Genomic DNA, 6,230 nt, shown 5'->3' with positions numbered 1-6,230 from the left:
TCTCGCGTACTCGTCCTCCTTGAGGCCCAGCGCCGCGTAGGGCTGCTCCTTCTCCGGAGTCGCGATCGCATTGGCGACCGAGTCGGGAACGTGTTCTGCGGGTGTGCGAGGCGTGGTCACGCATGCTCCTGGAGGCGAGGGGCGACGGGTGCCGTCCAGTCTAGCTAGCCAACACTCACACCCTACGGACGGAGAGGAGCTGATACCCCTCGGGGACCTTCGCGAGGATCCCGTCCATGTCCTCCGCCTCGATCTCCTCCAGCCCGTCCCGGCGTGCGATCGTCCCCTCCGCGGTAAGGGTCGTGTCGCGTTTCGACATGGACACCGGGGCGGAGATCGTCTCCCACCCGGGCGGGGTCTCCGCCGCGATCTTGTCCTGGAGCTCGTCGAGCTCGTGCCCCTGCACGGGGATCGTGCGGGTCTCGCGGGGACGGATCAGACCGATGAGCATGACCCCAGGGTAGAGCCGGTGTCGGACATGCGGCGTACGATGCACCGCATGTGCGCTTCGTATGGGCTCGACCCGAGGTACGACGACAAGGAATACCAGGCGCTGATGGATGCCGCGATCCTCGACGGGCTCCGCTCCTGGGCGGAAGGGAACCACGGCGAGACGCTGCTGCCGACCGGGGTCCGGATGCGGAACCTGAACCCGATCTTCACGTCCACGAGCCACCTCGAGATGGCGTGGTGGGGGTACCTCGTCGGCGGCGCGACCGCGCGATTCCCGTCGATCAACACCCGCTCGGAGAGACTCGCGAGCGGATCCGGGCCGCTGCCGGCGCGGGCGATCGTCCCGGCGTCGTACTGGCGAGAGATGCAGAAACCACAGAAGATCTGGCACCACCTCTCCCTGCCCGGTGACGAGCTGCTCGGCATGGCCGCCGTGATCCGCCCCGGCGTCACCGCCGACGGCGCGACCTTCACCTGCTACAGCCTCGTCATGCAGCCCGCCGCCGAGCACATCGCCGACGTCCACGACCGCATGCCCCTCCTCATCCCGCCCGGCTTCACAGACGAGTGGCTGACCTCGGACGCCCCCGCTGGGGAGATGATCGACGCGGCGACCGCCGCCGCCCAGCCGCTCGCTGAGCGCGTCATCGCAACCCCGCAGGGTGGGACGACACCGACGCTGCTCTAGTCCCGGTCGTGGCCGGCACTGCTGTGCATGGGGACGCTGCGTCGGTACGCACCGAGGGCGATCGCGTCAGCCATGTCGAGAGGGAGCTTCCTGAGCGCGGTCGTCAACGTGAGCGTGTGCTCGTCCTCGTAAGCGCCGATGAACAATCCGACTTCGTGCGCGAGGATGTCGAGCCGATCACCGGCGATCCTGTAGATGTCATCGATGATCCGCTGTATCTCGGCGGGGTCCGTTTCGTAGCGGTCACGGCTGATCGTGGCGCCGATCTTGATGCCGAGGGCGACGTCGGGGTCGAGAGAGCCGGAACGAGAACGCATGCCCAGGACGGTACACCCGGGCGCCGACATCACCGCCAGTCGTCGATGTCCGGCCCATCGAAAACCGGCTGCACCACCTCCGGCGCCGGGATGACCATGCCGCACGACGGGCACCGCAGCCCGCCCTCGTGATCCCGGAGCACGACCCCACAGGGCTCACACGTCGCCGCATCGAACCAGGCGGCCTCGAGATCAGTCATCCAGATATCGTAGGAGCTCGGCGAGCTTGTCGGTCATGATCGGGAGACGGTCATCATGCGGTCCGATGAGGTGCGAGGAATCCTGACCGACCTCGTCCGCAGGGCCTTGACCGTCGCGTGAGCATGTTCGTCGGGAGCGCGCTCGCCCCGTGCCTGAGGCGGTCGCTGAGGCGGTGGGCCCGCCCCAGGGGGCCGGCCTGGGGCCGCGCGCCGTCGTCTGCCTCGGGCTGCGCCCGGTCGTCGGCCTTCGCCGGCTCTCGGCCAGCGGCGGGAGAGGGAGGGGACTCCGGATCTGCGGCCGCAGAGCTCGCTGTCGCTCTGCCGGCGGTCGTGCTGGTCCTGCTGCTCGGCGTGGGCGTCGCCGGGGCCGGCATGCGTCAGGTCGCGTTGCAGGACACGGCCTCCGATGCCGCTCGTCTGCTCGGGCGGGGAGAAGGCGAGGGAGTCGCGAGCGCGGTCGTCCGGCGGGTGGAGCCGGGGGCCGAGGTCGGCGTTCGGCGCGGAGACGGCCTGGTCTGCGCCATCGCGCATGCCGAGGTCTCGCTCGCAGGCCGGCTCGTCCTGCCTCTCCGGGCCGAGGCCTGCGCGCTGGACGGCGGCCGATGAACCCGAAAGGCGTCGAAGCGATGACGGGGGAGAGGGCGAGAGGCAGCGGACGCACGGGCACCTGTGGCCGGTCGACGACCAGCGGAACGACGAAGGGGCGGGGACCGTCGTCTGGGATCCAGGAGAGGAGGGGCCGCTGATGGCGGGAACTCCGATCGCGGCGGCGATCATGGGAGCTGCCGCGGCGATGGCTCTGGGCGCGGCGATGCTGGCGGGGGCAGCCGGCACGGCGCAGCGCGTGGCCGGAGCGGCGGACGCGGCGGCGCTCGCCGCGGCAGATGCGGCTTCCGGCGCGGTGGCCGTCGTCGACGAGCCCTGCGCGGTGGCGAGCCGGGTCGCCGCGGCCATGCACGCCCATCTCGACGAGTGCGCTGTGGACGAACAGGTGGCGAACGTGCAGGTTTCCGCGGCGTACGCTGGAATGGCGGCTGTCGCCCGATCCCGAGCCGGTCCTCCCGAGATCGCTGCGGACGACGGCTGAACCGCGCTGGACATCCTCTCCATCGCGGTGTGTATGGTGTGCTTCGAAGAAAGGACGCACCCTTGGCGCAAGGCAAGAAGCTCGTCATCGTCGAGTCCCCGACCAAGATGAGGTCGATCCAGGGATATCTCGGCGACGGGTACGAGGTGCTCAGCTCGGTCGGTCACATCCGCGATCTCGCGGACAAGAAGGACATCCCGGCGGCCGACAAGAAGGCCTACGGGAAGTACTCGATCGACGTCGAGAACGACTTCGATCCGTACTACGTGGTGAGCGACCGCAAGACGAAGACCGTCGCCGAGCTCAAGCGCGCCCTGAAGAGCGCCGACGAGCTCCTGCTCGCCACCGATGAGGACCGCGAGGGCGAGGCGATCGCCTGGCACCTCCTGGAGACCCTGAAGCCGAAGGTCCCGGTGCGACGGATGGTGTTCCATGAGATCACCAAGGACGCGATCCAGGCCGCGGTTGGCAACACCCGAGAGCTCGACCACGCCCTCGTCGACGCTCAGGAGACCCGGCGCATCCTCGACCGCCTGTACGGCTGGGACGTCTCTCCCGTGCTCTGGTACAAGGTCAAGTCCGGTCTGTCGGCCGGCCGCGTGCAGTCCGCGGCGACGCGAATGATCGTCGACCGCGAGCGGGAGCGGATGGCGTTCGTCTCGGCCGAGTACTGGGACGTGGACGCGCAGGCCGCGGCCTCGGGCTCTTCCTTCCGGGTGCGGCTCGTCCGCCTCGACGGAGGATCGCTGGCGCGCGGATCGGACTTCGACGACGCCGGCAAGCTCAAGAAGGCTGTCGTCGTCCTCGACGCGCAGGCCGCCGAGGGCTTGGCCAGAGCGGTCGAGGCCGCGGGCACGGGGACGGTGTCCAAGGTCGAGGCGAAGCCGGGGACCCGCAGCCCCTATGCTCCTTTCACCACCTCCACGCTGCAGCAGGAGGCAGGGCGCAAGCTCTCGATGAGCGCGAAGCAGGCGATGAGCGTCGCCCAGCGCCTGTACGAGAAGGGGTACATCACCTATATGCGCACCGACTCGACCGCGCTGAGCACCCAGGCGGTGCAGGCGGCCCGGTCGCAGGCGGTCGCGCTGTATGGCGACGCCGCTGTGCCGCTGAAGCCCCGCGTCTACAAGAGCAAGAGCAAGAACGCGCAGGAGGCGCACGAGGCGATCCGCCCCTCGGGCGAGGAGTTCCGCACGCCGTCATCGGTGTCCGCCGAGCTCGATCGCGAGGAGCAGCGGCTCTACGACCTCATCTGGAAGCGGACGGTCGCGAGCCAGATGTCGGACGCGAAGTACGAGACGACGACCGTGACGATCGCGGTCGACGCCGACGGCCGGTCGGCGGAGTTCACCGCTTCCGGCACCGTCTACACCTTCAAGGGCTTCCTGGAGGCGTACGAGGAGGGACGGGACGAGAAGCGCGGCGACGCCGACGCCGCAGAGAACCAGTCTCTCCCTGTGGTGACCGTCGGCGATGAGGTGGGCCTGTCGGACGCCGAGGCCAAAGAGCATCGGACCACGCCCAAACCGCGGTACACCGAGGCGTCGCTGGTGAAGGCGCTGGAGGAGTACGGCATCGGCCGTCCTTCGACCTTCGCGACCATCCCGAGCACGGTCATGGACCGCGGCTATGCCACCAAGCGGGGCCAGGCGCTCGTGCCGACGTGGCTGGCGTTCAGCGTGGTGCGTCTCATGGAGGAGCATTTCGCCGAGCTCATCGACTACGACTTCACCGCCTCGCTCGAGGACGATCTCGACGCGATCGCCCGCGGGGAGCAGAACCGGGTCGAGTGGCTTCGCTCGTTCTACTTCGGCTCCGACGTGCACGTGGGGCTGCGGCAGATCGTCGACGCTCTCGGTGAGATCGATGCGCGTGCGCTCAACTCCACCCGGATCACCGACACGGCCACGCTCCGTTTCGGGAAGTACGGCCCCTACCTCGAGGTGATCGATCCCGCCGATCCGGAGGCGAAGCCGCGGATCGTCAACGTCCCCGAAGACCTGGCGCCCGACGAGCTCACCGCCGCCAAGGCGCAGGAGCTCATCGACGCCCCGGTCGCCGGTGACCGCGTTCTCGGCGAGAACCCGGAGAACGGCAAGGTCGTGGTGGTCAAGGACGGCCGTTTCGGCCCGTATGTCCAGGAGAACGACCCGGCCGAGGAGTCGGCCGAGGCGATGGTGGACGAGGCGACGGGAGAGGTCGTCGACGCGCCGGCCCCGAAGAAGCGCACGGCGAAGAAGGACGCCCCCAAGCCGCGGACCGCGTCGCTCTTCCGGTCGATGTCGGTCGAGACGATCGATCTCGACACCGCGCTGAGGCTGCTGAGCCTCCCACGCACGGTCGGCGTCGACCCGGAGTCGGGCGAGGAGATCACCGCGCAGAACGGACGGTTCGGGCCCTACCTCAAGAAGGGGGCTGACTCGCGCTCGCTGGAGAGCGAGCAGCAGATCTTCGACGTCACGCTCGAGGAGGCGATCGCCCTCTACGCGCAGCCGAAATACGGCGCTCGCCGGGCCTCGAGCGCGCTCGCCGAGTTCGACGCCGATCCGGTGAGCGGCAAGCCGATCCGGATCCGCGACGGAAGGTTCGGTCCTTACGTCACCGACGGGGAGACCAACGTCACGATCCCGCGCGGGGAGAAGCCGGAGGACGTCACCTTCGAGCGTGCCGTCCAGATGCTCGCCGACAAGCGCGCGAAGGGACCGGCCACGAAGCGCGGCCGGTCGACGGCGGCGAAGAAGGAGCCGGTCAAGACGGCGGCGAAGAAGACCACGACGAAGAAGGCCGCGACGAAGACCGCTGCCGCGAAGAAGGCGTCCGCTCGCACGAAGAAGACCGATTCGTGACCGGAGGCCTCTGGATCACCCTCGAAGGCGGTGACGGCGCGGGGAAGACGACCCAGGCCGCGCTTCTCGCGGAGTGGCTCGACGCGGAGGGGTATGGCGTCCTGCACACGCGGGAGCCGGGAGGATCGGAGGTCGGGCGCCTCATCCGTGACATCGTCCTGCACCATCGCGGCGACATCGCCCCGCGTTCCGAGGCGCTGTTGTATGCGGCCGACCGTGCGCATCACGTCGCGACCGTGGTCCGCCCTGCACTGGCACAGGGGACGGTCGTGATACAGGACCGCTATCTCGACTCCTCCGTCGCCTACCAGGGCGCAGGGCGAGTGCTGGACGCCGAGGAGGTGCGCAGCCTCTCGCTCTGGGCCGCGGAAGGCGCGTTGCCCGATCTGACCGTGCTCCTGGACATCGATCCGGCGACCGCGCGGGTCCGGCTGGACTCCGACGACAAGCCGTTCGACCGGCTCGAGTCCGAACGGGAGGAGTTCCATGGCCGTGTGCGCGCGGCGTACCTCGCCCTCGCCGCCGCCGAGCCGGAGCGTTTCCTCGTCCTCGACGCGACCCGTGCGCCCGAGGACCTCGCCGCCGACGTCCGCGCGCGTGTCCGCGCGTTGCAAGGCTGAGCGCGGCGTCGCCGTGTCG

8 protein-coding genes and 1 pseudogene are annotated in these 6,230 nt (G+C 69.4%); 6 read left to right on the top strand and 3 right to left on the bottom strand.

The genetic code is table 11. The features are described from left to right. Positions 1–175: 175 nt before the first annotated feature. Entirely contained in the window at positions 176–451 is a 276-nt protein-coding gene (locus ACP15J_RS05775) for a hypothetical protein (protein ID WP_424937318.1), read from the bottom strand. A 48-nt stretch (positions 452–499) separates the two neighbouring features. On the opposite strand from ACP15J_RS05775, the gene ACP15J_RS05770 reads away from it, so the two are divergent. Beyond that, positions 500–1,141, top strand: coding sequence for an SOS response-associated peptidase family protein (locus ACP15J_RS05770; protein WP_424937319.1), 642 nt, complete (start codon positions 500–502; stop codon positions 1,139–1,141). Here the strand turns inward: ACP15J_RS05770 and ACP15J_RS05765 are convergent. Both ACP15J_RS05765 and ACP15J_RS05760 read right to left on the bottom strand, forming a co-directional pair. Next, positions 1,138–1,458 (bottom strand): hypothetical protein, encoded by a 321-nt coding sequence (locus ACP15J_RS05765; protein WP_424937320.1) that lies wholly within the window; start codon positions 1,456–1,458, stop codon positions 1,138–1,140. The genes ACP15J_RS05770 and ACP15J_RS05765 overlap by 4 nt on opposite strands. A gap of 29 nt (positions 1,459–1,487) precedes the next feature. After that, entirely contained in the window at positions 1,488–1,658 is a 171-nt protein-coding gene (locus ACP15J_RS05760) for a hypothetical protein (protein ID WP_424937321.1), read from the bottom strand. A 49-nt stretch (positions 1,659–1,707) separates the two neighbouring features. On the opposite strand from ACP15J_RS05760, the pseudogene ACP15J_RS05755 reads away from it, so the two are divergent. The 5 genes and pseudogenes from ACP15J_RS05755 to tmk form a co-directional block, all read left to right on the top strand. Next, a pseudogene (locus ACP15J_RS05755) lies at positions 1,708–1,779 on the top strand (DUF4244 domain-containing protein); the annotation flags it as partial. A 2-nt stretch (positions 1,780–1,781) separates the two neighbouring features. Continuing rightward, entirely contained in the window at positions 1,782–2,264 is a 483-nt protein-coding gene (locus ACP15J_RS05750) for a TadE family type IV pilus minor pilin (RefSeq protein ID WP_424937510.1), read from the top strand. 139 nt (positions 2,265–2,403) lie between these two features. Continuing rightward, entirely contained in the window at positions 2,404–2,745 is a 342-nt protein-coding gene (locus tag ACP15J_RS05745) for a hypothetical protein (RefSeq protein WP_424937322.1), read from the top strand. A gap of 62 nt (positions 2,746–2,807) precedes the next feature. Continuing rightward, positions 2,808–5,591, top strand: coding sequence for a type I DNA topoisomerase (topA, locus tag ACP15J_RS05740; RefSeq protein WP_424937323.1), 2,784 nt, complete (start codon positions 2,808–2,810; stop codon positions 5,589–5,591). Further along, positions 5,588–6,211: a dTMP kinase gene (gene tmk, locus ACP15J_RS05735; protein ID WP_424937324.1), complete on the top strand. Its 624-nt coding sequence runs from the start codon at positions 5,588–5,590 to the stop codon at positions 6,209–6,211. Before topA ends, tmk begins: the two co-directional genes overlap by 4 nt. The last annotated feature ends 19 nt before the right edge of the window (positions 6,212–6,230 follow it).

This window comes from Microbacterium sp. S308A+, from assembly GCF_049800815.1.
GTDB lineage: Bacteria > Actinomycetota > Actinomycetes > Actinomycetales > Microbacteriaceae > Microbacterium.
Note: the sequence above shows the minus strand (reverse complement) of the source record. Positions and strands in the feature narration are given on the sequence as shown.